Source organism: Olsenella uli (genome assembly GCF_016899935.1).
In the GTDB taxonomy this organism is placed as follows: domain Bacteria; phylum Actinomycetota; class Coriobacteriia; order Coriobacteriales; family Atopobiaceae; genus Thermophilibacter; species Thermophilibacter uli_B.
The window spans coordinates 1-22,554 of the sequence record NZ_JACJJK010000007.1 but is presented as its reverse complement, the minus strand read 5'-3'; the positions used below and the strand labels follow the sequence as shown (position 1 = coordinate 22,554).

General features: G+C 55.1%; 29 protein-coding genes. 22 read left to right on the top strand and 7 right to left on the bottom strand.

Translation table 11 applies throughout. The features are described from left to right. The first annotated feature begins 3 nt into the window (after nt 1-3). The 20 genes from H6A07_RS07285 (at nt 4) to H6A07_RS07190 (ending at nt 15,153) form a co-directional block, all read left to right on the top strand. Entirely contained in the window at nt 4-1,353 is a 1,350-nt protein-coding gene (locus H6A07_RS07285; RefSeq protein ID WP_204814281.1) for a phage portal protein, read from the top strand. Continuing rightward, a complete protein-coding gene (locus H6A07_RS07280; RefSeq protein WP_204814280.1) occupies nt 1,334-2,143 on the top strand; it encodes a minor capsid protein in 810 nt (269 codons plus the stop codon). Before H6A07_RS07285 ends, H6A07_RS07280 begins: the two co-directional genes overlap by 20 nt. A 1-nt stretch (nt 2,144) precedes the next feature. Further along, nucleotides 2,145-2,552 carry a hypothetical protein gene (locus tag H6A07_RS07275; protein WP_204814279.1) on the top strand — a complete coding sequence of 136 codons (408 nt, stop codon included), beginning with the start codon at nt 2,145-2,147 and terminating at the stop codon, nt 2,550-2,552. A 132-nt stretch (nt 2,553-2,684) separates the two neighbouring features. Then, entirely contained in the window at nt 2,685-3,263 is a 579-nt protein-coding gene (locus H6A07_RS07270) for a DUF4355 domain-containing protein (RefSeq protein ID WP_204814278.1), read from the top strand. 35 nt (nt 3,264-3,298) lie between these two features. Then, nucleotides 3,299-4,087 carry a phage major capsid protein gene (locus H6A07_RS07265; protein WP_204814277.1) on the top strand — a complete coding sequence of 263 codons (789 nt, stop codon included), beginning with the start codon at nt 3,299-3,301 and terminating at the stop codon, nt 4,085-4,087. Between the two features lie 27 nt (nt 4,088-4,114). Beyond that, on the top strand, nt 4,115-4,399 hold the full coding sequence (locus H6A07_RS07260) for a phage head-tail connector protein (protein ID WP_204814276.1): 285 nt from the start codon (nt 4,115-4,117) through the stop codon (nt 4,397-4,399). Nucleotides 4,400-4,411: 12 nt separating this feature from the next. Beyond that, the gene (locus H6A07_RS07255) at nt 4,412-4,717 is read left to right on the top strand and encodes a hypothetical protein (RefSeq protein WP_204814275.1); all 306 of its coding nucleotides are present in this window, start codon (nt 4,412-4,414) and stop codon (nt 4,715-4,717) included. After that, a complete protein-coding gene (locus tag H6A07_RS07250) occupies nt 4,710-5,111 on the top strand; it encodes an HK97-gp10 family putative phage morphogenesis protein (protein WP_102337852.1) in 402 nt (133 codons plus the stop codon). The genes H6A07_RS07255 and H6A07_RS07250 overlap by 8 nt, the downstream gene beginning before the upstream one ends. Beyond that, a complete protein-coding gene (locus tag H6A07_RS07245; protein WP_204814274.1) occupies nt 5,112-5,453 on the top strand; it encodes a hypothetical protein in 342 nt (113 codons plus the stop codon). Nucleotides 5,454-5,496: 43 nt separating this feature from the next. Then, a complete protein-coding gene (locus tag H6A07_RS07240) occupies nt 5,497-6,054 on the top strand; it encodes a hypothetical protein (protein ID WP_204814273.1) in 558 nt (185 codons plus the stop codon). Nucleotides 6,055-6,112: 58 nt separating this feature from the next. Continuing rightward, nucleotides 6,113-6,787, top strand: coding sequence for a hypothetical protein (locus H6A07_RS07235; RefSeq protein WP_204814272.1), 675 nt, complete (start codon nt 6,113-6,115; stop codon nt 6,785-6,787). Continuing rightward, nucleotides 6,774-7,475, top strand: coding sequence for a leucine-rich repeat protein (locus H6A07_RS07230; RefSeq protein WP_204814271.1), 702 nt, complete (start codon nt 6,774-6,776; stop codon nt 7,473-7,475). Before H6A07_RS07235 ends, H6A07_RS07230 begins: the two co-directional genes overlap by 14 nt. Then, on the top strand, nt 7,475-7,675 hold the full coding sequence (locus H6A07_RS07225; RefSeq protein WP_204814270.1) for a hypothetical protein: 201 nt from the start codon (nt 7,475-7,477) through the stop codon (nt 7,673-7,675). The genes H6A07_RS07230 and H6A07_RS07225 overlap by 1 nt, the downstream gene beginning before the upstream one ends. A gap of 17 nt (nt 7,676-7,692) precedes the next feature. Next, entirely contained in the window at nt 7,693-8,028 is a 336-nt protein-coding gene (locus H6A07_RS07220; RefSeq protein ID WP_204814269.1) for a hypothetical protein, read from the top strand. Nucleotides 8,029-8,301: 273 nt separating this feature from the next. Beyond that, nucleotides 8,302-10,284: a phage tail protein gene (locus H6A07_RS07215; RefSeq protein WP_204814268.1), complete on the top strand. Its 1,983-nt coding sequence runs from the start codon at nt 8,302-8,304 to the stop codon at nt 10,282-10,284. Nucleotides 10,285-10,295: 11 nt separating this feature from the next. Next, on the top strand, nt 10,296-11,171 hold the full coding sequence (locus tag H6A07_RS07210; RefSeq protein ID WP_204814267.1) for a phage tail domain-containing protein: 876 nt from the start codon (nt 10,296-10,298) through the stop codon (nt 11,169-11,171). A 3-nt stretch (nt 11,172-11,174) separates the two neighbouring features. Continuing rightward, a complete protein-coding gene (locus H6A07_RS07205) occupies nt 11,175-12,260 on the top strand; it encodes a siphovirus ReqiPepy6 Gp37-like family protein (RefSeq protein WP_204814266.1) in 1,086 nt (361 codons plus the stop codon). Between the two features lie 18 nt (nt 12,261-12,278). Then, nucleotides 12,279-13,178 carry a hypothetical protein gene (locus H6A07_RS07200; protein WP_204814265.1) on the top strand — a complete coding sequence of 300 codons (900 nt, stop codon included), beginning with the start codon at nt 12,279-12,281 and terminating at the stop codon, nt 13,176-13,178. A 14-nt stretch (nt 13,179-13,192) separates the two neighbouring features. Further along, nucleotides 13,193-14,287, top strand: coding sequence for a hypothetical protein (locus H6A07_RS07195; RefSeq protein WP_204814264.1), 1,095 nt, complete (start codon nt 13,193-13,195; stop codon nt 14,285-14,287). 11 nt (nt 14,288-14,298) lie between these two features. Continuing rightward, nucleotides 14,299-15,153 (top strand): hypothetical protein, encoded by an 855-nt coding sequence (locus H6A07_RS07190; protein WP_204814263.1) that lies wholly within the window; start codon nt 14,299-14,301, stop codon nt 15,151-15,153. A 124-nt stretch (nt 15,154-15,277) separates the two neighbouring features. On the opposite strand, the gene H6A07_RS07185 is transcribed toward H6A07_RS07190, so the two are convergent. From H6A07_RS07185 to H6A07_RS07175, 3 genes are all read right to left on the bottom strand, one after another. After that, nucleotides 15,278-15,553 carry an SHOCT domain-containing protein gene (locus H6A07_RS07185; protein WP_204814262.1) on the bottom strand — a complete coding sequence of 92 codons (276 nt, stop codon included), beginning with the start codon at nt 15,551-15,553 and terminating at the stop codon, nt 15,278-15,280. Between the two features lie 225 nt (nt 15,554-15,778). Continuing rightward, a complete protein-coding gene (locus H6A07_RS07180) occupies nt 15,779-16,276 on the bottom strand; it encodes a hypothetical protein (protein ID WP_204814261.1) in 498 nt (165 codons plus the stop codon). A 66-nt stretch (nt 16,277-16,342) separates the two neighbouring features. Further along, entirely contained in the window at nt 16,343-16,624 is a 282-nt protein-coding gene (locus H6A07_RS07175) for a hypothetical protein (protein ID WP_204814260.1), read from the bottom strand. 318 nt (nt 16,625-16,942) lie between these two features. Between H6A07_RS07175 and H6A07_RS07170 the strand changes: the two genes are divergently transcribed. Both H6A07_RS07170 and H6A07_RS07165 read left to right on the top strand, forming a co-directional pair. Beyond that, nucleotides 16,943-17,227, top strand: a complete 285-nt coding sequence (locus tag H6A07_RS07170) for a type II toxin-antitoxin system RelB/DinJ family antitoxin (protein ID WP_204814259.1) — start codon at nt 16,943-16,945, stop codon at nt 17,225-17,227. Between the two features lie 3 nt (nt 17,228-17,230). After that, nucleotides 17,231-17,509: a type II toxin-antitoxin system YafQ family toxin gene (locus H6A07_RS07165; RefSeq protein WP_204814258.1), complete on the top strand. Its 279-nt coding sequence runs from the start codon at nt 17,231-17,233 to the stop codon at nt 17,507-17,509. A 299-nt stretch (nt 17,510-17,808) separates the two neighbouring features. Here H6A07_RS07165 and H6A07_RS07160 read toward each other — a convergent pair whose 3' ends face one another. The 4 genes from H6A07_RS07160 to H6A07_RS07145 form a co-directional block, all read right to left on the bottom strand. Further along, nucleotides 17,809-18,393, bottom strand: a complete 585-nt coding sequence (locus tag H6A07_RS07160; protein WP_204814257.1) for a hypothetical protein — start codon at nt 18,391-18,393, stop codon at nt 17,809-17,811. A 393-nt stretch (nt 18,394-18,786) separates the two neighbouring features. Further along, nucleotides 18,787-20,682, bottom strand: coding sequence for an oleate hydratase (locus H6A07_RS07155; RefSeq protein ID WP_204814256.1), 1,896 nt, complete (start codon nt 20,680-20,682; stop codon nt 18,787-18,789). A gap of 168 nt (nt 20,683-20,850) precedes the next feature. Then, nucleotides 20,851-21,465 carry a TetR/AcrR family transcriptional regulator gene (locus H6A07_RS07150; protein ID WP_204814255.1) on the bottom strand — a complete coding sequence of 205 codons (615 nt, stop codon included), beginning with the start codon at nt 21,463-21,465 and terminating at the stop codon, nt 20,851-20,853. A 162-nt stretch (nt 21,466-21,627) separates the two neighbouring features. Continuing rightward, nucleotides 21,628-22,404: a tyrosine-protein phosphatase gene (locus H6A07_RS07145; protein ID WP_204814254.1), complete on the bottom strand. Its 777-nt coding sequence runs from the start codon at nt 22,402-22,404 to the stop codon at nt 21,628-21,630. Between the last annotated feature and the right edge of the window lie 150 nt (nt 22,405-22,554).

The window sequence follows — 22,554 nt, the reverse complement described above, 5'->3', positions numbered from 1 at the left end:
GGGGTGAGAACGATTTACAAGATTCTATTCGACAAGGGTGAAGAACTCACCCCGCAAATCATCGGCAAGATTATCCGCAAGCACCAAGAGAAGGTTGTCCCCATGCTCGAACGTGCCAACGGATACTACGAGGGACGCGGGCAGGCTATCATGAGCCGCACCAACCCAGACCCGACACGCCCCAACAACCGAATCGTAAAGAACTACTGCAAAACCATCGTAGAGAATTTCCAAGGCTACCTAACAGGCAACCCCGTGTCCTACTCGGGGATTGACGAAGCGGACGTTTCCGCCATTCAGGAAATTCTCAACGACAACGACGTTATAAACACGGACTCCGAGTTCCTACAGGAAGCGTTGGTAAACGGGATAGCCTTCGAACTATGCTACGTGAACGAGAACAACGAGAAGCGTTTCAAGAACATCGACGCCCGCTCAGTGGCACCAGTCTACTCGAACGACTTGGACGAGGAACTTCTATACGCAATCTACTACACGCCCGTCCAGAACTGGCAGGACGAGACGGCACCCGAAATCTGGGACGTTGACGTTTACACCGAGTCGGAAATCTACCACTACGAGTCAACCAACACCTTCAACGACTTCACCCTCTTGGAAGTAGAGCCGCATTACTTCAACGAGGTACCCTTCGTTATCTTCGATTTGAACAAGTCCAACACGCCCATCTTCGAGCCTATCGTCTCCCTACAGGACGCCTACAACGCACTCCTTTCCGACGAGGTGAACGACTTCGCGGCGTTCGTTGACGCCTACATGGTTCTAAAGAACCTAGACGCCACGGCGGAGGACTTGGCAGAGATGAAGGCTAACCGCACAATCATCATCGACGGCGAGAGCGACGTTTCCTATCTAACCAAGAACATCTCCGACACACAGATTCAGAACCTCTTGGACAACATCAACACGAGCATCCACACCGTTAGCAACTCGCCCGACTTCAGTTCAGAGGAGTTCAACAACGGCGTATCGAGCGGCATAGCACTTCAGTTCAAACTCGTTGGGTTCAACAACATCGCATCCAACATCGAAGCGAGGTTCCGCAAGGCACTACAGAAGCGTATCTCGCTTATCAACACAATCCTCGAACTCGTTGACACGGACGTTTGCCCCGTGGAGGTTTCCTTCAAGCACAATCTACCTACCTCAATCCTCGACACGGTAAACATGGTGAACTCCCTACGCGGGCTTGTAAGCGACGAAACCCTGCTCGCACAAATCCCGTTCATCAAGGACGTAGCCGCCGAAGTCGAGCGTATCGAGCGACAGAACGAACCGTACCTCGACCCATATGCGGCTGAGCAGGTGGTAGCAAATGGCGAAGAGACGGAATAGCTACTGGCAAGAGAGAATCAAGGAAGAGCAAGAGAACTCCTACAAGCGACTCAACAAGGACACTGAAAGGGAACTAGCCGCGATATACCAAGAGCAAGCAACCGCACTCCGCAACAGCATCCTAGAGGTGTTCGCAAAGATAGAGTCGCAGAAGGGTACGGGCGAGCCGATACAGGCGAACGACTTGTACCGCAACCGTAGATATTGGCAACTCTTGGAGGAGATAAACGAGCGGCTAAAGGCACTCGGACGCGAGCAGATTAGAATCACGGAACCAGCGATTGTGAAAGCCTACCAAGAGACGCTGGATATAGTTGACTCCAACATCGTAGCCACAACATCCGGCGTGAACACCGCGTTGATGAACGCACACGCCATAGACGGCAAGCAGATAGTCAATCAGGTTTGGTGCTTGGACGGCAAGAACTTTTCTGACAGGGTTTGGCAGGACAAGCAGAAGCTACTCCCGCAAATCAAGAAGGCACTCTCTGACGCACTCGTTCAGGGCAAGTCCCCTTGGGAGATTGCCAAGGCTATGAGCGACAAGCTTGAGGTTAGCCGTGAGAACGCCTTTAGGCTCGTGAGAACCGAAACCGCACACGCACAGGTATACGCACAAACCCAACGCTACAAGGAGTACGGCTTCACCAAGGGGAAGTTCTTAGCTTCCCCGACTTGTTGCGAAGAGTGCCAAGAGTACAACGGTGAGATTTACACGTTAGAGGAACTTGAGAAACTTCTACCAGTACACCCGCGTTGCACCTGCACTTACACGCTTGTAGGTGATTAGCGTGCTCGAACTCATATCTACCTACACTCTTGGGGAGTTCATAGGATTCTGCTCGATATTGGCGGGTTGCATCGCCGCTATCGTGAAGTTCCTCAGCTACCTCAACGAGCACTTCCACTTCGTAGAGACGAAGAAGACGAAGATGGACAACTTGAACTCCAAGCTTGACTCTCTCTTGGAGAAGGTTGAGAAGAACGAGGACGATACGCAAGTCCTCAAGGAAGCGAGCATATCCCGCATCAAGGGAAAGATAGTCGATAGGCACAAGGAGTATATGGAACTCGGATACATCGACTATCGCACGCTCGATTATCTCCAAGCACAGTTCAGAGCCTACGAGAAGATGGGCGGCAACTCATACGTCCACGAACTCATGCGGGACTTGGAGGGGCTACCTCTAAAGGATTAGGGCTAAAGCCGATAAAAGACAGCCCGCTTTTTTCAAATACAGATGAACGAACGAGAGGGGGAGCAGAACGCTCCAACTCTCTTTTTTGGCAGGGGCGGTATATCGCCGCAACTCGAATGAAAGGAAACGAATATGGAAAACGAAGCCGTGAACCAGTCCCAAGAGACTCAGGCAACCGAGACTCAGGAATCCACACCCCGCACCTACACGGAAGAGGAAGTCCGCGAACTCTTGCAAAAAGAGGGCGATAAGCGAGTCTCAGAAGCGATGAAGAAGGCTGAGCGAAAGAGCCAAGCGAAGATAAAGGAAGCTGCCAAGCTCGCACAGATGAACGAGGAGCAGAAGTTCCAGTACGAACTTGAGCAACGCGAGAAGGCAATCGAAGCCAAGGAAAAGGAACTCGCACTCGCAGAGAACAAGGCTACCGCTTCTCAGATTCTCGCAGACAGGGGAATCTCCGCTCAACTCGTGGACATGGTAGTTGCGGAGGACGCGGACGAGATGATGGAGAACATCAACCGTCTGGACAACGCATTCAAGGCTTCCGTCAAAGCAGAGGTAGAGAAGCGTCTTGCTACAAAGACACCGAAGAAGAACCTACCTCTTGACACCCACATCACCCAAGAGCAGTTCCGAGCAATGCCGCTATCGCAGCAAGCGGAACTCTACAAGACGAATCCCGACTTGTACAAGCAACTATCGGGGCGATAAACCGCACCTACAACTGAATAAGGAGAAAACCGAATATGGCTATCCAACTCTATGACAACTTCGTTGTCGAAAACAAAATCACCGAGACAGTCAACTCTCTACTTGACGTCAACTCTCTAATGACTCTCGACACCACCCTCACCACCGACGCCGGACTCACCAAGAAGGTTCACAAGTACACCTACACCGGACACGTCGAGCAACTAGCCAAGGGTGCCAAGAACACCACCTACGGCGAAATCGCTATGGCTGAATCCGAATACACAGTCAAGCGTTATCAGCAGGCCTACAAGTTCAACGACATTGACGTTATGACTGACCCAACCATTCAGGACGTTTTCGCCGATGGTGCCGCCAAGGCTATGGCTAACGAAATCCGCACCGAATACTTCACCGAACTCGCCAAAATCTCCAAGAGCACAAGCGTTACTGGTGCTCTTACCTACGACGCTGTAGTAGACGCTCTACAACAGGTTGGCGTTGAAGACGAAGACAACCTCTTCCTACTTATGGGCGGTGACGGCAAAGCCGCTATCCGCAAGGACGATGACTTCATCAACTCCCGCCAAGGCGAAATCCTCTACACAGGTCAATTCGGCACCATTTGCGGCGTTCCTTGCGTATTCTCCAAACTCGTACCTGCCAACACCGTCTACGCAACCAAGCGTGACGCCGTTAAGTTCTTCGTCAAGCGTGAGGGCACCGTCGAACAAGACAGAGATATCGAAACCAAGGACAACACCGTAGTCTACGAACGTCACGGACTAATCGCACTCGTTGACGATACCGAGTCCTGCATCATCAAGTTCAATCAAGAAGCTTAGTAACAACCGAATAGAGAGGGGTAGCAGATGCTAAGCAAGCTCAAAATCCTATACCCCGCACTCTCTGACGAACTTCTATCCCTTCTCTTGGAGAACGCAATCACCTTCGTTTGCGACTACTGCCACATTGACGAGATTGATTCATCGCTCAACGCGACGCTCTTCAAGATAATCCAAGAGGACTTGAGCAAGATTGACTCTCAGGGCTTGAGTTCGGAATCGGCGGGCGGCGTTAGCGTCTCTTACACGAGCGACTACAGCCCCGCTATCTACGCATCCCTCAACAAGCACAAGCGTATACGCACCGCTTAGGGGTGAGTGCCTATGTTCCGTTCACGAATGACTGAGCACGAAATCCAAGAGCCAATCAAGAAGACAGACGGCTTGGGGTTCGCTTTCGACGATTACGACGAATCCCGAGCCGTTCCCCTCTACATCACCACGCCAACTCAATCCATCTTCAACCAGAACGAACTCTACACCACCCGCTATGACGCGGTTGGCTTCTCGTTGGAGGACTTGTCGAAAGGCACCCTTATAGACGGGGAGTTCACCGTCGAGACTTCGACGCCGCACAAGGGCTTCGAATGGGTTCTCGAACTGAAGCGAATCGGGAACGCCAATGCCTAGCAATCACGAGGTATCACAGAACCTTAGCGAGTTCATACACAAAGACTTACCTAACTACCTCAAGCGGGCGATGGCGGAAGCGTGTGCGGAGGTTCAGGGTGCGGCGAGGGAGAAGTGTCCGTCCGACACGGGCAACCTCAGACGCTCAATCGACTTCGAGGTTGAGGACGATGGGCGAGAGGGAGTTGTCTTCTCGAACGTCGAGTACGCCCCGTATGTGGAAGTCGGTACGGGCATCCACTCAAGCAAGGGCAACGGACGCAAGACGCCTTGGAGATACGAGGGTTCGCACGGCTGGGTTACGACTAGCGGCAACGAGCCGCAACCCTTCTTGGAACCAGCCGCACGAGAGAAGCAATCAGACATAACAAAGAAGTTCGAGGGGTTGTTTTAGATGATACTTGAAAGCCTATTGGGGGCTATCCAACAGGCTACAGGAATAGCCCCGCAAGCATATATGACAGAGAAGGCGGGAAAGCCCGCTATCACATATTCCTTCTACCGTGCCACGGACAACGGTGCGGTAGCCACATACCGTCTGCAAACGCGGGTTTTCGGAAAGACTCAGGAGCAGGCAATAGAGGTTGAGCAGAAGATAACCGACTCCTTGGTGACTCTTGGGGACTCCACCAAGTTCGGCTGCTCCATTTCCTCGAACGGGGGCGGTGCGTTGATTGACGCCGACACGAACACCCCGCAAGTCCTCACCTACTTCGACGTGGTAGCCAAGCACTAGGCTCCACGACTTCAAAACTGAATAACGCAAAGGAGTTGAATAGATGGCTATCAACAAGAAGATTGTACTCGGTAGCGGCAAGCTCTACGCAACAGAGTTCACCGACACCATCCCCGAGGACACCGCCCTTGAGGTTGAAGACAACATCCTCGGACTTATCAGCGGTGGTGCAACACTCACCTACGAGCCTGAGTTCTACACCGCTAGCGACGATTTAGGCATCGCCGTAAAGAAGATGATTACCAACGAGAACGTAACCCTACAGTCCGGCATTATGACTTGGAACGGCAAAACCCTTCAAAAGCTAGTCAACACCGGACGAGTTGACGAGTCCGTTACAGGCAAACGCACCGTGAAAATCGGCGGCGTGGGCAACTACGACGGCAAGAAGTACGTCCTCCGCTTCGTCCACGAGGACGCCGTTGAGGGTGACATTCGCATCACCATCGTAGGCTCCAACGAAGCCGGTTTCGAAATCGCCTTCACCAAGGACGAGGAAACCGTTATCGACGCCGAGTTCACCGCATTCCCGATTGACGATGAAGGAACCCTAATCATCTACGAAGAGGAAGACAAGAGCGTAACCGGCACCGTTGAGTAGAAGCCATAAGGGGCAAGGGCAAAGTCCCCTGCCCCTTTTTCTTTTTTAGGAGCGGACTTTGATTAGAACACAAGAAAAGATTTACCAGTGGAGCACGAACGTACCCGTCTACGTTGACTCCGCTTCAACAGTCCAGTTCGCTCAGGTTGGTTCAAGCGAGACTATGAACGTCGAGCCGCAAGCGAGCGGGGAAGTGTTCGTCGCAACGATTCCCAACGTCCTGCTCCAAGAAGCTAAGGACATATTCATCTACCAAGGGGAAGAGAGCGAACGAGTCTCAATCATCTACCGAGCGAAGCCGGACGATTACGTTTACACCGAGACTGAGGTGAAGGACTACGACGCCTTAGCCGCACAGCTCGAAGAACTCCAAGAGCAAGTGGACGCTATCGACGTTGACCCTTATGAACTCCCCATAGCCACTACCGACTCTCTTGGGGGAATCAAGGTTGGCGAGAACCTAACCATTTCCTCAGACGGCACTCTTGGAGCACCCTACGCCGAGAAGGGCGAGAAGGGAGACAAGGGCGATAAGGGAGACAAGGGGGACAAAGGCGAACCCGGCGAACCCGGACAGAATGGAGCACCCGGAACAGATGGAGTAAACGGACAGGACGGGCAAGACGGCTACACACCGCAACGGGGCGTTGACTACTGGACTGACTCAGACGTAGCCGCCATTCACTCCTACATAGACACGCAACTTGGGGTGATTGAGAATGGCACTTACTGACAAACTAACCGCAATCGCCAACGCTATCCGTTCTAAGACTGGCAAATCTGAACTACTTACCTTAGACGCTATGCCGCAAGAGATACAGTCGATTCAGACTGGCGGCGGCGGCGATGCTAGCACAGAAGACTATGATGATGTTGTTGCCACTGACACAGACATTTCACCGGCAATCACTCATTACAAGCAGACGAATCCAAGCTTGAACTACATAAGGAACTATGGTTTCTATGGCTGTAATAGGCTTGAGAGTATCGACGTTCCGAATATCATCCAATTTGGAACCTACTCGTTTATGTATTGCTCCGCATTGAAGAATGTCGTGGCACCGAAAATTGAGGTTGTAAACACCAGTGCCTTTCAAGATAGCGGACTTGAGAGATTAGACTGTTCGCCAAATAGGGAAGATGAACCAATAACGTTCAATACCGCGTGTTTCCGTAGAAGCAACTTGGAAACGCTAATTATTCGGCACGCAACTCAGGTAGCGAAGTGCGGTTCGTCTACAACCTTCAACTCAACGCCAATAGCTGAAGGCACCGGCTACATCTACGTCCCGCAAGCACTTATCGAACAATATAAGGTTGCTACCAACTGGGCTACCTACGCCAACCAGTTCCGAGCCATAGAGGACTACCCCGAGATTTGCGGCGATACCGCTGCTGATACAAACGTGGAGGTGCTCTAATGGTTGTTCAGACTATCAAAGTAATCAACGGCACGCCCTTCATCTATCACTACTCAGATAAGGGCTATTACATCGAGCGTGACGGCACCAAGTACGCAGACGCTATCGACTTGCCGCAGTTCGAGTACAGATACACCGAGACTACCGAGCCGCTTGAACAAGAAGTGGCTCAGGAAATAGCGACTTTCGCAAACGACTAAACAAAAGGAGAAACAGAATGCTTGATTTGACTGCTGCTTTCAGCGAACTCTATCAGGTTCGTCTATTCGACGGCACCGAACTAAACCTCAGCCGCCCGACTCAGGCTCTTCAAGAGTCCATTATGCGGCTTCAGGAGATGGGCAACGACGCCAAGAACTCTTCCAAGATTATGAAGGAGACTATGGCTATCTTCTGCCGTGTCCTCAACCGCAACACTCAGGGAATCACCTTCACCCAAGAGCAGCTTGAGGACGATTACGACTATTCGGTTGCCCTCTTGGTAATCGGCGATTACCTACAGTTCTACGCCAAAGAGGTAGCCGCCAAAGTCTCTTTCCGCACTACCCAATAGCAGACAAGCAAAAAGAAGATAACGAACCCTACCTCGCTGTTGGGTTAGAGAGATACAGTCTCATATTTCACTACTTTGGAGTGTCCATTTCCGAGCAGATGGAAATGGACACTCTCACTTTTAACGAGTTGCTACGCGATTCATACGTTATGCGGCTCAAGGAGACTGACGAAGGTAGGGAATACCTCGAAAACTGTTGGCGTTTCGCACAACAGGAACCTGATAGAGCCGCACTTAGAAAACAGTTCAAAGACTAACTAAGGCGGTGAACACTTGTTAGATTTAGGCACACTACGAATCGGCATCGAAGCCGACTCCACAGCCGCTAAGTCCGAGATTGAGGGCGTCAAGAAGACAACTCAGGACACGGAGAGCCAAACCGAGCAATCGACGAAATCAATGTCGGACTCTTGGAACTCCTTTTCCTCAAGCGTTAAGACAGCCGCCGCAGTAGGCTTTGCGGCTATCACAGCAGCCGTGGCGAGCCTTGTTAGCGTCGCGAACGAGACTCAAGAGGACATGGGCAAACTCGATACCGCATTCCAGCAAGCGGGTTGGAGTGCCGAGGAAGCCGGGAACACCTACAAGGGCTTCGTCGGACTCTTGGGGGAAACCGACACAGCCGTTGAAGCGTCTAACCACTTGGCTCAACTCTGCACGAGCGAAGAGGAACTAAGCCAATGGACTAACATCGCGGCTGGCGTGTTCGCGACGTTCGGTGACTCCCTGCCGCTTGAATCCCTTACAGAAGCAGCCAACGAAACCGCGAAAACCGGAACCGTTGTCGGCTCGCTTGCCGACGCCCTCAACTGGGCTGGCGTATCGGAGGACGAGTTCAACGCCAAGCTCGCCGCGTGCAACTCGGAAGCCGAGCGAAGCCAACTCATTACCGACACGCTGAACGGACTCTACAGCGAGACTGGACAGGCTTACCGCGACAACAACGCGGACTTAATCGCATACCGTGAAGCACAGGACGCAATGAACCAAGCACTTTCGGACTTGGGTATGGCGTTAATGCCAATCGTCACGGACTTAACCAACTTCGGCACAACGCTTCTCACCAACTGCCAACCTGCTATCCAATGGTTCAAGGACAACTTGCCCGCTATCAAGGACACCTTCGTACAGTGGGCACCCGCTATCGCCGCCGTCGTGGGCGGAATAATGGGATTCCAAGCCGCACAGGCGGTAATCGGAATCATCACCGGAATCCAAGCCGCTATCACGGCGTTCAAGACTGCTACCGAAGCGACAACGATTGCTCAGGCGGCACTCAACGCGGTTATGAATGCAAACCCGTTCGTCTTAGTCGCAACCCTAATCGCCGCACTCGTGGCGGCACTCGTTACGCTATGGACTACCAACGAGGACTTCCGCAACGCCGTTATTAACGCTTGGAACGCGATTAGTGCAACCGCTAGCCAAGTGTGGGGTGCGGTAATCAACTTCTTCACGGTACAGGTACCGAACGCAATTCAGAGTATGGTTGACTGGTTCAGCCAACTCCCCGGACGGATTGCGAGCTTCTTCTCCCAAATCCTTTCCAACGTTGTCTCTTGGGTGAGCAATATGGCGAGCAACGCTACGCGAGCCGGTTCTCAGTTCCTAAACAACGTAATCAACTTCATCACTCAGCTACCCGGACGCATAGCCTCGTTCCTCTCCAACATCATCTCGAACGTCGGCTCTTGGGTGGGGCAGATGGCTTCGAACGCAACCAGAGCCGCGTCTCAGTTCGCTTCGAACCTAATCAACGGAATCACGAGCCTACCGAGCCGAGTGGTTCAGATTGGCTCGAACATCATCCAAGGACTCGTGAACGGAATCACGAGCGGTGCCCAGAGCGTAATCAACGCAATTGGCGGCGTCGTGAACGACGCTATCGGGTGGGCGAAGAGCCTTCTCGGCATCCACTCGCCCTCAAAGGTATTCGCCGAAATCGGTGACTTCACTATGGCTGGTATGGAAGAGGGAATCGAGGGCGGACTCAAGGGCGTACTAAAGACAGTCAAGAATGCCGCCACGAGCGTAACTGACGCCTTCGCGGTAGATATGCCGGACGTTGAAGCAAACTACCGAGCCTACAGCAACGCACGCCTTGGGGGAGCTGGCACAGGCACGCAAGGCACCACAACCAACAACAGCACTTCCACGACAACTGTTGTCGTGAACAATTACTCGCCCAAGACGCTGAACGAGAAGGACTCAGCACGAGAGTTCAAACGCTCAGTCCGTCAACTCGCACTCGCCTAGATTGGAGGGATATGAGAAAACGCAAGTACACCATCACGAACCTTGATGGCACAGTGGCTATCAACTTCGACAACAAGACGTACACCAAGAGCCTATTGGACTTGGGTTCAATCGAAGCGAACCTTTCATCCTACGTGGGTGCGGGACAGGCGGGACAGACGATAACCGCACGACAGTACGGCACGCGAGAAGTCGTTATCGAGGGGTACGTACTCGCCGACACCGAAGAGGAGATGAAGAGTCGAAAAGCGACTCTACAGAAGGTAATCGTCCCCACTACGGACTTCTACCTAGTCATTGACAACAAGTATCGTCTCCGCATCACGGCAACCTCTACTCTTCAATATGAGACTGACTGGTATCTCAACTGCGAGATGCTTACGAAGTTCACGATAGAGGGGACTTGCTCGAACCCGTTCTTCGAGACTATCCAAGAGCAGCAAGCAAGCATCACGGGTTGGATAAAGGACTTCCACTTTCCCTACTGCAACCCGGTAGGGCAGAAGTTCACCATCGGGCACAGAAGCACTTCCAAGATTGTTGACTTACGCAACGAGTCCGAAGTCGAAACCGGAATGATTATCACCTTCAAGGCGGTAGCCGGAACAATCGTCAACCCGTCCCTTATGAACGTGAACACCGGCGAGGAACTAACCATCGAAGCGACTCTTGAGAGCGGCGAGGAGGTAATCGTCAACACGGGTTACGGCACCAAGAGTTGCCGCAACACCACGCTTGACGAGAACTGGCTACAGCACGTGTCGCTAGAGTCCACTTGGCTACAAATGCCGGTTGGTATCTCAAGTTTCCGATACGACTACGACGAAGAGTCAACCGGAACGCTTGAGTGCAACGTCTACTACACACCTCAGCTAATCGAGGTGTAGCGGATGAACATATACGTTTACAAAGTCGAGGGCGTCACGCCTACAGAGTGCGTCGGCGTCCTCGACTCCTACGCTTCGCTCAACTTCACTAAGTCCTTCAAGGGGTGCGGCACTTGGACAATCAAGGGCAACTTCACCCAAGAGATAGGGCAGATGTTGAAGGTTGGACGCTTCATCTACATCAGCCCCAAGATTTGCGGCATCTGCTACTCAATCGAGTACAGCACGGACGAGGACGGCACGACAACCTACACCGCATACGGCAACGAGCTAAAGGGGATTCTCGCCTACCGCATCGTGTGGGACACCTACAGCCGCAAAGTGAACCTCAGAGACTACGTGAACGACTTGGTTGAGAGGAACACTCAGGGCAACCGAGCACTCTTCTCACGTATGGACAAGCCGCAAATCTCAACCCCGACAATCGACAAGCAGGTTTCCTACTCTAACCTCTTGGAGACGCTTGAGGAAGTCGTTGAGACTGCTAACTCCACGAGCGGCAACCCGATAGGCTTCGACGTGTACTGCGAGAACGCGGAACGGTTCGTCTTCACTCTCTTGGAGGGCGAGGACAGGACAATCACGAGCGACGAGCCGCTTCTCTTCTCACGCGACCTGAACAACGTCTCCACCCTCAACTACTCCGAGTCTGACAAGGAGCTAGTCAACGTCGTGAAGGCTGGCGGTGAGGGCGAGGGTGCCGAGCGTGTGCTAACCGTAGTCGGTGACGAGACGAAGAGCGGGCTTGCTAGGCGTGAGACGTTCGCGGACTGCCGCGACCTACAGTCAACCTACCGAGACGCTAACGGTGACGAGCAGACTATCAGCTCACAGGACTATCTGGCGATGCTCCAAGAGGAAGCTAAGACTTCTCTAAAGCCCGCAACGCTATCGGTTGACGCGGAGTCCGTTGTCACCGTCCAGCAAGCCCTAGACGCTCTTGGGGCGAGAGTCACGCTACGCGACAGGGCTTTCAACGTACAGACAACCGATTACGTCTCGGAAGTCAACGTGATTGACGAGGGGGACGGGATGTTGGTAACGCTCACCATCGGCGAGGGGCTGACGGCACAGCGACTAATCCTATAAACGAAAGGACAACTGAATATGGCTGAACACTACTCTTTCTTTGACGCTCAGGGGGCGGAAGGAAGTTATGATAGGACTTACTCAAGTGCCGACTTGGCTTCTTACTTCGCTTCATTCATCGGCAACGGAGTCTACGCAAGCCCCGCGAACCAGCTAAAGGTTTCTCCCGCCAACGGCAAGATGGCGGTTAGCGTCGCACCGGGCAAGGCTTGGATTAACGGCTACTTCTACGAGCTAAGCGACTCCGCAAAGGAACTTGCAATCGCTACGGGTGACGCCAACAACCCACGAATCGACAAGGTTGTTTGTTCGCTCAACCTCTCACAGCGACTTATCGAACTGAAAGTTATTCAGGGTGCGGCTTCCGCCAACCCGCAAGCACCCGCACACTCACGCGAGGACGAACTCTTCGACTTGGTTCTCGCCGAGGTTCGCGTCGCTTCGGGTGCGGTGGAACTCTCTGAGGAGGACATTACCGACAAGCGACCCGACAACACCGTTTGCGGCTTCGTGACGGGCGTAGTCGAGCAAATCGACACAACCGGACTCTTCTCTCAGTACGACGCCGAGTTCAACACTTGGTTCGATGGCGTGAAGGAAACTCTCGACGGTGACACAGCGGGAAACATCTACGGCGAGATTACGGCTATCCAAGAGCAGCTTGCTCAGACTCTCGCAGTCGAGAAGGGCGGCACGGGTGCGACAACCGCCGAACAGGCACGTACCAACCTAGGAGCGGCAGCTGCTACCCACAACCACTCAGCCGCCGAAATCACGAGCGGGACACTCCCAATCTCCCGTGGCGGCACGGGTGCAACCTCACGCTACGCCGCACTACAGGCTCTTGGCGTGACTATGGGAACCTCAGCCGCACCCGCCAAGGGAACCGCCAACTCCATCTACATCCAACTTCTCTAGGGGGTGGTTGCTAGATGGCAGACGCATACGGAAGTTGGGCGGGTCCGAAGAAGAAGTGGCGTTGCCACATCCACTACGGCATAGAGAGCGAGACTGAGACTTCCGCCGTAGTCTACTGTCAGACCCGATTCAACACTAATGCTTGGGGCTTCGACGTTTTCGGTACCGACAAGGCAACCGTAAACGGGCAGACAGCTTCTCAACAGACTGTCACTCACTACTCCGCGAACGGGCAGACAGTCGATACCACGATGATTACCAAGAAAGTCACGATTACCAAGAACGGCTCCTCGCAGAGCATCCCGGTAAGCGGCTCGATTCAAATCACGGGCGGCTACGAGAACGGAACCTCCTCCGCGAGCGGTACAGTGACGGTGAAGGCGAGAACCTACCACGCCCACGGCAACCCCTCAGTCACGCTTGCGACAAGCTGCACCCAAGGGCAACAAGTCACAGTCTCTTGGGCGAAGAGCGGCACTCAGGGCAACGCTTCCTTCACACGCTTCGAACTGTGGCAGGGGAGCAACAAGCTTTACAGTGGCACAGGAACCTCCTACAAAGTCACTCCCTCCTCAGTTACGGGGGCTAAGGGCGGTAGCGTGAGCTACACAGTCAAGGAGATTCACACTTGGTACAGCTCCGAGAAGACTACCTCCGCGAGCAAGTCAATCGCGGTACACGGGATGCACGGCAACCCGACGATTAGTGCTTCGAAGACAACCGCCAACTACGGCGAGAGCGTGAACCTCTCGTGGGCGAAGTCCGCGACGCAGGGCAACGCCCCGTTTGTCCGCTTCGAGCTTTGGCAGGGTAGCAACAAGCTCTACTCCGGCAGTGCCGTATCCAAGAGCGTCAAACCATCAGACGCGACGGGTGCGAGGGGCGGCACGGCAACCTACACGCTCAAGGAGATTCACGAGTGGTACGGTGCCTACCCGACAACTCAGACAACCTGCTCCATCACGGTTAGAAGCGGCGTGGTTAGCGTCTATGACGCGAGCGGCAACAAGCACACGGGACTCGTAACCGCCTACGACTCAAGCGGCAACTCCCACTACGTGCTTATCTCCGCCTACGACTCAAGCGGAAACAAGCACAGCGTGGTTTAGGGGGTGAGCCTATGGAGACAAGCCTTTTCTGGGACGCCCAAGAGAATCAGGACGGAACCTTAGACAGGGTTTACAACTCAGACGATTTCGCCGCGATGTTCTTAGGGTTCTGGGGTGATGGTATCATCCCCAACGTCTCAACCGCACTCTTGGTTGAACCAATCGAGAACTCCTTCGCGGTAGTCGTGAATCCGGGCGATGCTTTCATCAAGGGACGCTTCTACCAGAACACCGAGGACAAGCAATTCACGCTTGCCAACGGCAACGCACAAGAGAGAGTTGATTACATAGCACTACGCTTCGACTCAGAGAAGCGTAGCGTCTATTTGAAATACTTGGAGGGTGCGGAAGGGGAGGGCAACCCGCTGTACGCCCGCTCAGCCGCACTCTTCGACTTACTATTGGCGAAGATTACCATTCCCGCCAACGCCCAATACCTCACGGACGAGATGGTTGAGGACTTGCGTGGAACGAGTGATTGCCCTTGGATAAACCTACGCTTCGACTTGGACGCTATCACTTCGAGTTTTCAATCTTGGTACGACAGCGTTAGGGAACTCTTGGACGAGGACGTAGCGGCACAGCTACAAGGGGAGATAGACGCCCTTGAGACTAAGCACAATGAGGACGTGGCTTTAATCAATTCGAAGCACTCTCAGGACGTTCAAAGTCTCAACGCCACAATCACGTCACTCAATACCCAAGTGACTTCTCTGAACTCTCAGGTTTCGGCTCTACAGACTAAGAGCACTGAGCTACAGAACAAGCTGAACCAAGAGAGAAAGTACGACAATGTAATCAAGAACGGCAACATATACATAAACACCCGTCCGTATGACGCTTCCATTGATACGGACATTCCATAAACGAAACGGGCACCTACCTTGCGGCGGGTGCCCGTTTTTTTGTTACCTATTGGGTTTGGCTACTCTTCAATGAGACTAAGAGAAAGTCCCTGCGGACTAGGTTTGTCGTATTAGAAAAGGGAATCTACTTCATTAGCTCCTCTTTTTTCTTGTCAAACTCTTCTTGGGTAATGACTCCCTTATCAAGAAGCTCCTTGTATTTCAGAAGAGCATCAGGATTACCGCCTCTCTTATCAGGCAGCACGGCGGCAACTATTACGCCGATGATTCCTGTGACAAGTCCGAGTAGGGCGAAGGCGTTATAGCTATAGCCCTTTTTACTTGCCATATTCCCAGATGCAAAGGCACAGATAATCCATATGACGATGAACACCACTATCTCGAAAGAAACTCTGAACATAGCTTGCTCCTTCCAAAAGCAGCCCAATAGAGACTGTGGGAGAAGACTCCCCCTGACTAACTGCTTACCTAGGTTGTGAACACCACCCGTTAGGGCGGCAGTGTGGTAACTTGGATTCTAGCAAAGTTCGGGATAATTTACACTTAGCCAACAGCTAAGAAAAAGGGCGTTCCGCAAGGGAACGCCCTACTTTATCTGCTCTATTGGAGAAAGTTATTCCTCAGCCTACTCCTCGTCCTTCTTGGGGCTGTTCCTCTTCTTCTGTTCGGCAAGCTCCTTGCTCTTCGCGTCAAAGAACGCGGTGTACTGCTCGCCGTACACGTCCGCGAGAATGTCCTCCGCCGCCTGAGCGAAGTAGGCATCGAACTTGGCGAGAATGCCCTTGTAGAGCTTCACATACTCCTCGTCCGTCTCGTCGTTGATGAACTGAAGGAGGTTGCGATAGTAGGCGGCGTTTGTCTTGACAGTCTTCTTGACGCTGTTGAGGTGCGGCGTGTCGAACTCAAAGGCTTCCGGGTCCTCGCCGCAAACCGCGAAATACTCGCAGATTGCAACGTTGTCCTCAGAGATGGCGGCGGCGTCCTCGTTCATAAAGTCGCTGACGGAAACCTTCTTCGCAAGAAGCGGGTGCTGGGAGATAGCATCGTCATAGGACTTCTGAGCACCGTCGCTAAGAGTCTTGGCGAAAGCCTTGTGAATAGTCTGCTGATACTTGATTGCCATTTTGGAACCCCTTCCATAGAGTTGAGAAACTACGTTGACGCAAGTCTATCACTGTTACACGAGAAGTCACTTTTGGGAGTGCGTGAGTTCGTACCAAGATTCAAGAATCTTGATTTCGAGACTTTCCATTTCGCCGCACACCCTCAGATAGGAAGTCTCGTCAATCACTTGGGTATACAAGTCGTACCAAGAGCGAACCAACTCTCGGTTCTCTTGAGACGTATCCAAGAGCGTGAGAGCCTTGCGGACAAGTGAGTAGCGGCTACCGAACTCCGCAATGTCTCTTGCCAACCCCTCTCGGCACTCTTGGAGGGTATGATTGAACCGTCCGAAATCGTTGGCACCCATAGCGGTTTCCCTTTCTCTCTTGGAATGATGTACTCAAGTGATGTACTCATTCCATCTGATAGAAAAACCGCAGGTAGCAGAGGTAGAGTGTTTATCGAGTGGGAGTAGGAAATTCGGTAGTTATGGGGGTATAAGACGACAAGCCCACGAATAATACCCCAATAAGCGAACGATTTGACGCACTGGCTTCAATCTATGAGGTTGGAGCCAGTGCGTATTTGTGTTGACGGTGACGGGTGCTTCGTACTGCGCTGTGCGAGTTAGAGCAATGGGTATACAATGTCAGACAAAGTAGGAGATTATAAAGAAAGGTCCGCTATGGCTACGGCTGTTGCATCCGAATCCATTTCCGCCAAGCTCCGCAAGGACGAGAAGGACCGTTTCACCGCCGTCTGCGAGGAGATTGGCACCTCCCCGAGCAAGGCCATCCGCATGTTCGTCTCCGCGTTCAACCGTCGGGGCGGATTCCCGTTCGACCCGTCGAACCCCTGTGGGTTCAGCCCGGAGACGCTCGCCGCGATGGACGACGCGGCGGCGGGAAGGAACCTCTCCGGTCCCTATCGCACGGTGAGGGAGGCCATGGCCGCGCTCGACGAGGAGTAGGCCATGATGGAACTGAGGTTCACGACCAAGTTCAAGAAGGACTACAAACGCATCAAGAGGCAAGGTAAGGACCTATCAAAGCTCGAGGTGACCCTCGAGGCGCTCGTGCGTGGGCAGGACCTGCCAGAGGCAATGCGCGACCACTCGCTGGGCGGAACGTACCGTGGGCACCGCGAGTGCCATATCGAGCCTGATTGGCTCCTCATCTATCGGATTGATGAGGAGGGTCTCGTCCTTGTCGCTACGCGTACGGGAAGTCACAGCGAGTTGTTGGGGCTTTAAGAATTCGTTGGCGTTGAATCATCCTCTTTTGAAGAGCTGAACTCGATCAAGGTTCAGCCTCGGGATTAATAATCGTAGCGGTTTCAGCGAGGGGCTGCGTACGCCATTCAGACATGAGTGCGCGAGAGCCCACTTTTCACCTATTGAGCAGGGAGTAATGAGTGCTGAAACCCTGCTACTGCCGCTCCTGAGCTCGCCCCACGGTGCGAGCCTTGATGCTGACAGTCTTTAAACGAGACGGGCACCTGCTTTTGCGGAGGGCGCCCGTTTTCCGCTCGTCACATTGTTTTCTGTCGAGCTTATCCGTAGTTCTCTATCGCCCATTTAAGCAAATCATCATTATCAAGATGGACTTCAATTCTGCCCATATCCACCTCAGTCCAAAGAATAGTCATCCAATATGCATCCTGCCCGTTTATTGAGCACCTTCCAGCGGCAAGATAGCTGACTCCATCATCTCCCTCGACTTCTAAATTTGAGAACCCGCACTTCTCGACAATTTCGCTGGTCACACTCTGGGCGCTTTTCGTGTCATAGGCATCGCAAATGAAGTGGACTCGAACGCCTTCAATCTGCTCACCATTTAGCAGCGCGTCTCTACTCAACACCTCATTATCAGTTCCGAGGAAATACAGCGAATAATCAGTGTCTTCGACAATTATGTCTTTCGGAACTCCCCGCCACTCGTATCTATCGTCTTCTTCGCCGAGCTCTCCGGCCTCAAGCTCATACTCGAATCCTTGACCCTCTTCAAGCTGATTGACTATCGCCGAAGGTTCCATAGAGAGCAGCTTGTCAAGTTGATACCAAGTGACTGTATTGGAGCAACCGACAAGCCCGATGGCAATCAACGCGGTAGCGAGTAGAGCGGCAATCTTCTTCATTTACATCACCTACTCAACGACAAAGGCATCTATGAGACGTGGTTCAACTTGCACGCACTGGAACTTCCCGCACGTCGGAAGCTCTTGTTCTTTGAAAAGGCTCGCAAGTTCCTCCTCGGTCAGTTCAATGCATGTGGTGAGCGGGTTTCCGCCCCTGCTGCCATGTGACACCTACTTTTCTAGCAGGGGAAGTCGTCCTTTTTGTTGTGTCAACATTTACGAGCGCGCCGAATGGCCCGTGGGCGGCATGAGAAAAGGGGCGCCCCGTACCGGAGCGCCCCAATCCGTGCATTGATTGCCTTGTTCCTGAGTCTCCTGCTACGAAGACCATGGCCATCGTGATTGTCTGGCCAGATTCAAAACGACTGGTTGAACGCGCCGCGCACGTCTCCGCTAGATCGCCTCGAACTCCCTCAGGACCTTCTCGATGTCCGTCCCCCTGATCTTCTTGAGCGCCTCCTTGAGCGCAAACCGCTCGACCAGGCCAAGCTTCATGTCGGTGACCGGCTTGCCGTCGCGCAGCTTCACGCTCGCCATGAGCAGGTCGCGCACGTCAAAGACGCTGCCCCACACCTCGGGCACGCCGCGGTCGACGTCGCAGAGCGTGTAGACGGCCTCCATGCCCGTGCGCATGGAGTACTCGGTGGTGAAGATGGTGTCGCGCGGCGTCTCGGCAAACTGGCCGATGAAGGCAAAGTTGACCGCGCCGTCGGGCACCACGTCGGGGCGGTCTCCCGCGGCCCGCGGCATGAAGAACGCCGTGATGTAGGGCATCATGACCGGCACCGTGTTGGCGTGTCGCGCGGCGAGCTCGGCGATGCGGTCCTCGGGAACGCCCATGTGGTAGAGCCACTCCTGGCAGATCTCCTCGCCGGTGCAGTCGCGCATGGGCTTTCTCACGTAGTTGCCGGGCTTGTCGGGGAAGAGACCGTACACCCAGACGCACAGCTCGTTCTTGGGCTGGTCGCGGAACTGCTGTTGGCGGTTGAGCGTCCAGCTCATGAGCCAGTTGGAGTCGGTGCAGGTCACAATGCCGCCGGTGACCACGTGGCCGCTGAAGGGGTCGCGCTTGCAGATCGCCTGGATGTAGGGTGGAATCTCGCCGTCGAGGGTCGTCACCGTGGCGCTCATCCACTTGGTCTTCTCGGGGTCGCCGCAGAAGGTGTCGGGATGGCCGAAGCTGGGGTCCTGTGCCGCGATGCGGCGCCACATGTCCCAGCCGCCGCCGGGGGCGAGCTCGGGCCTCCATGCGGCGGGTCTGTCTTGCGCCCCCATGGTTGAGTTCTCGACGCAGCCGCCGTTGGTGATGAAGACAAGGTCGTCCTCGGTGAGGTCAACGACCGTGGTCGCGCCGGGTTCGGCTTCGCCACTCACGGCGGTCTGGCTCAGCACGATGCGCGTCGCCACCTTCTTCGCGGGCGAGCTGTAGGGGTTGCGCGGGAAGGCTGCTTGCTGGATGCGCTGGATGGTGTCCTGGCCGGTGCCTGTGTGCGGGCGCATCGGGCCCGCGCCGCCTCCGATGGAGAACCTTATGTCCTCGACCTTCGTGTTGAAGTGGAACTGCACGCCCGCTGCCTTGAGGTATTCGACGAGGGGCAAGATCATCGACTCGTACTGGTTGTACCTGGTGAAGCGCAGGGCCGAGAAGTCCGGCAGCCCGGCGATATGGTGGATGTAGCGCTTGATGTAGAGCTTCATCTCGAGTGCGGAGTGCCAGTTCTCGAACGCGAACATGGTGCGCCAGTACATCCAGAAGTTGGAGGAGAGCACCTCGTCGTCAAAGAAGTCGGTGATGGGACGGTCGTAGAGCTTCTCGTCGGGTGTGAAGAAGAGCTCCATGATCTCCATAGCCGCCTTGTCCGAGAGGCCGAACTTCCCGGCGCATCCCGCGTCTTGCCCGCGGTTCTTCGTTGCGCGGCAGAGCGAGTAGTTGGGGTCTTCCTTGTTGAGCCAGTAATACTCGTCCAAAACGGAAACGCCGGGGGTCTCGATGGAGGGGATGGAGCGGAAGAGGTCCCACATCACCTCGAAGTGGTTGTCCATCTCGCGCCCTCCGCGCATGACGTAGCCGAGGCCGGGAATGTCGAGACCGTCGCATGCGCCGCCGGGCACGCTGTCTTTCTCGAAGATGTGGATGTTCTTGCCCGGCATCTGGGCGTCGCGGACGAGATAGCACGCGGCGGAGAGCGCCGCCAAGCCCGTGCCCACGATGTAGGCGCTCTTGTGCTCGATGCTCGCGGGTTTCTTGGGACGAGCGAAGGCCTCGTAGTTGCCGCTTGAATAGTACATGATCGCACCTTTCTTACGTGCGCACCGGGCGTGTCCGATGCGTCTGGTTCCATGGTGGGTTCGCGGAGGGCGGCGCACCATGGGCAGAACGGTGCTTCTGTACGGTTTCTTATCAATGCGGCAGGATTGTACAGACGGGGGAGAAGAACGGGCAAGGCCCGCGTCCCCTTATGACGCGGCGGGTCCCTCCGGCACGCTGCCCTCGCTCCCGGCGACGTAGCCGCCGGGGATCTCGAGTCGGTCGAGCGCGGTCTCGATGGCGCCGTCTGCGACGGTGGCCACCCGCTGCACCAGCTGCCGCGGGTCGTCGCGCATGTCTCGGGCGATCCAGTCCAGGACCGTTCCGATGAGGGCGTGGGCGAAGAAGCGCGCGATGAAGTCCCTGTCCTGTTCGCGCACGCACCTACGCGCTGCGTGCTCGTCAACCACGTCCTTCACCAGGTCGCTCACCACGGGGACGAGAAACCGCTCCACCTGCTCGCGGCTCATGTCATGGTATATGCTCGTGATGAAGGGCTTGTTCTCGCGCAGGGAGAGAAACGTGTCGAGGAGGCCGGTCTGCCAGGTGTCGGCGGTCTTGTTGCCGGCGATGGCCTGCGCGGCGTCCTCCTCGCACGACCACTCGACCAGGTCGTAGATGTCCTGGAAGTGATAGTAGAACGTCATGCGGCTGATGCCGCAGTCGTCGGTGATGTCTGCGATGGTGATCTTGCCCAGGGGCTTTTCGAGCAGGAGGCGCTTGAGCGACTCCTCGAGCGCGCGCTTGGTGAGCTGGCTTGGCATGGGCCCTCCCAGTGGTCGTTTCTCTCCGTATACCCTTGCGTGCCGGAGGGGCTTGCGGACAACGGCGACGGGTGCGAGAACAGGCGCGGCGACGGCGGATGTGCGTCACCCACGGCCGCGAGCTCATGGGCTTGCGTGGCAAGGCCCGGGGCCTCACCGGGCCTATGCCGCGACGAACTTGCGCCGCAGCTCTTCGCGCGCGTCGTCGTCGACGCCGAGTGCGTCGGCGAGATATGCGTCGAGCGAGCCGTACGCCTCGTTGACCGCATCGAGCGCCGCGTGGAGGTAGCGCGCGTCCACGCCGCCGACGTCGAACATGTTCTGTGCGGAGCCCTTCGCCTCGATCAGCTCGTTCGTGGCGAGATAGTCCTTCTCGACAAGGTCCCAAGGGATGCCAAGCGCCGTCTCCACCAGCATAGAGGCCATCCCGCAGCGGTCCTTGCCGGCGGAGCAGTGCCAGAGCGCGGCGCCCTCCTCGAGGGAGAGAAGCTCACGGAAGAGGCCGCGGTAGGCGGCGATTCCGTCCTCGCCGAGCACGAAGCGCGGGTAGAGGCCAGCGAACAGGTCGGTGATGTCCAACTCGCCGCTCTTGAGCTTCTCGCCCAGCGTCCTTATCGCCTCCTGCGCGTCCCCGCCGCTCGGCGCCCGGAACACGGGCAGGCGGACGAGGCGCGCCTCCGGAAGGAGCCCCATAGGATCGGGCCAGTGCGCCGCCTCCTCGTCGGTGCGGAGGTCTATGACCAGGCGCACGTCGTAGGCGTTCCGCAGGGTCGCCAGGTCCCCGGCGGTCGCCGGGGCGAGCATCCCGGAGCGCAGGAGGCGCCGAGGCTTGACGTGTCCGCTGCCAGCGAAAAGCCCTCCCAGGTCGCGGGTGTTGTGCAGACCCTCGAGGACAATCTTTCCGTGGTTGGTGAGGCTCGGCTCGATCGTGTCCGTCATGCGGCGCTCCCTGTCGGCGGCGTGCGTTGCCGAGGCTACTTATTCCCAAAAGTCACGTCTCCCACGCGGTTCGGCTATGCTAGGTGGCTCTTGCACGCAACCGTTTGGAGCCACAGACACATGGACCTTATCGCCACGCTCGCAAGTGAG

Excerpts from the sequence above, each read along its gene's own strand:
- H6A07_RS07270 (WP_204814278.1), top strand. The coding sequence starts at position 2,685 with ATGGAAAACGAAGCCGTGAACCAGTCCCAAGAGACTCAGGCAACCGAG.
- H6A07_RS07260 (WP_204814276.1), top strand. The coding sequence starts at position 4,115 with ATGCTAAGCAAGCTCAAAATCCTATACCCCGCACTCTCTGACGAACTT.
- H6A07_RS07185 (WP_204814262.1), bottom strand. The coding sequence starts at position 15,553 with ATGTTCAGAGTTTCTTTCGAGATAGTGGTGTTCATCGTCATATGGATT.
- H6A07_RS07160 (WP_204814257.1), bottom strand. The coding sequence starts at position 18,393 with ATGAAGAAGATTGCCGCTCTACTCGCTACCGCGTTGATTGCCATCGGG.
- H6A07_RS07220 (WP_204814269.1), top strand. The coding sequence starts at position 7,693 with ATGCTTGATTTGACTGCTGCTTTCAGCGAACTCTATCAGGTTCGTCTA.
- H6A07_RS07200 (WP_204814265.1), top strand. The coding sequence starts at position 12,279 with ATGGCTGAACACTACTCTTTCTTTGACGCTCAGGGGGCGGAAGGAAGT.
- H6A07_RS07170 (WP_204814259.1), top strand. The coding sequence starts at position 16,943 with ATGGCTACGGCTGTTGCATCCGAATCCATTTCCGCCAAGCTCCGCAAG.
- H6A07_RS07250 (WP_102337852.1), top strand. The coding sequence starts at position 4,710 with ATGCCTAGCAATCACGAGGTATCACAGAACCTTAGCGAGTTCATACAC.
- H6A07_RS07190 (WP_204814263.1), top strand. The coding sequence starts at position 14,299 with ATGGAGACAAGCCTTTTCTGGGACGCCCAAGAGAATCAGGACGGAACC.
- H6A07_RS07175 (WP_204814260.1), bottom strand. The coding sequence starts at position 16,624 with ATGGGTGCCAACGATTTCGGACGGTTCAATCATACCCTCCAAGAGTGC.
- H6A07_RS07205 (WP_204814266.1), top strand. The coding sequence starts at position 11,175 with ATGAACATATACGTTTACAAAGTCGAGGGCGTCACGCCTACAGAGTGC.
- H6A07_RS07255 (WP_204814275.1), top strand. The coding sequence starts at position 4,412 with ATGTTCCGTTCACGAATGACTGAGCACGAAATCCAAGAGCCAATCAAG.
- H6A07_RS07245 (WP_204814274.1), top strand. The coding sequence starts at position 5,112 with ATGATACTTGAAAGCCTATTGGGGGCTATCCAACAGGCTACAGGAATA.
- H6A07_RS07145 (WP_204814254.1), bottom strand. The coding sequence starts at position 22,404 with ATGACGGACACGATCGAGCCGAGCCTCACCAACCACGGAAAGATTGTC.
- H6A07_RS07150 (WP_204814255.1), bottom strand. The coding sequence starts at position 21,465 with ATGCCAAGCCAGCTCACCAAGCGCGCGCTCGAGGAGTCGCTCAAGCGC.
- H6A07_RS07265 (WP_204814277.1), top strand. The coding sequence starts at position 3,299 with ATGGCTATCCAACTCTATGACAACTTCGTTGTCGAAAACAAAATCACC.
- H6A07_RS07155 (WP_204814256.1), bottom strand. The coding sequence starts at position 20,682 with ATGTACTATTCAAGCGGCAACTACGAGGCCTTCGCTCGTCCCAAGAAA.
- H6A07_RS07240 (WP_204814273.1), top strand. The coding sequence starts at position 5,497 with ATGGCTATCAACAAGAAGATTGTACTCGGTAGCGGCAAGCTCTACGCA.
- H6A07_RS07280 (WP_204814280.1), top strand. The coding sequence starts at position 1,334 with ATGGCGAAGAGACGGAATAGCTACTGGCAAGAGAGAATCAAGGAAGAG.
- H6A07_RS07195 (WP_204814264.1), top strand. The coding sequence starts at position 13,193 with ATGGCAGACGCATACGGAAGTTGGGCGGGTCCGAAGAAGAAGTGGCGT.
- H6A07_RS07210 (WP_204814267.1), top strand. The coding sequence starts at position 10,296 with ATGAGAAAACGCAAGTACACCATCACGAACCTTGATGGCACAGTGGCT.
- H6A07_RS07165 (WP_204814258.1), top strand. The coding sequence starts at position 17,231 with ATGATGGAACTGAGGTTCACGACCAAGTTCAAGAAGGACTACAAACGC.
- H6A07_RS07180 (WP_204814261.1), bottom strand. The coding sequence starts at position 16,276 with ATGGCAATCAAGTATCAGCAGACTATTCACAAGGCTTTCGCCAAGACT.
- H6A07_RS07230 (WP_204814271.1), top strand. The coding sequence starts at position 6,774 with ATGGCACTTACTGACAAACTAACCGCAATCGCCAACGCTATCCGTTCT.
- H6A07_RS07225 (WP_204814270.1), top strand. The coding sequence starts at position 7,475 with ATGGTTGTTCAGACTATCAAAGTAATCAACGGCACGCCCTTCATCTAT.